The organism is Corallococcus sp. AB049A, assembly GCF_003668885.1.
Taxonomy (GTDB): Bacteria; Myxococcota; Myxococcia; order Myxococcales; family Myxococcaceae; genus Corallococcus; species Corallococcus interemptor.
The window spans coordinates 1-449 of the sequence record NZ_RAWL01001094.1 but is presented as its reverse complement, the minus strand read 5'-3'; the positions used below and the strand labels follow the sequence as shown (position 1 = coordinate 449).

The 449-nt window shown below is 37.0% G+C and carries 1 protein-coding gene; it reads left to right on the top strand.

What is annotated here, in order from left to right; all coding sequences use genetic code 11:
* Positions 1–201 precede the first annotated feature (201 nt).
* Positions 202–449, top strand: a 248-nt coding sequence (locus D7X55_RS45135; protein WP_233610456.1) for a hypothetical protein, incomplete at its 3' end; no start/stop codon positions are given.

Below are 449 nucleotides of genomic sequence, written 5' to 3'. Positions count from 1 at the left end.
TTCTAAAGCAAGCTAGCCAAATCTTTGATGATGTTGATTCCGAGTTTTCCTCACTGTCAGTTATCAAATCCCATCTAGAAATTTGGAAACGAAACTATCCCAAAGCTTACAAGTATGCAAATTTGATAGATTTTTTCATTTTCTAACCTCTCAAGGCGAGCATTCGTTTCGTCGGTCTTGCCACACATATTTGAGCCTTTTGTGAAACTAGATTTGCTTGAGTGGGATCCCTTTTCAATGGAAGTCACTAAACCACAATCTCTTCCCCCATATTTTACTCAAATGAAGTGGTTTGAAGAGCTGTGCTCCTATGGATCAGATGACCCGAAAGATGACGATCGTTTCTTGATTCCAAATCTTGTAAAGAATGTAGTATTACCGCGCATTGCTTCTTTAATTGAAGGTAATCACAATCGCTATTATGAAAAAAAATGTTTTAATTGCAATTG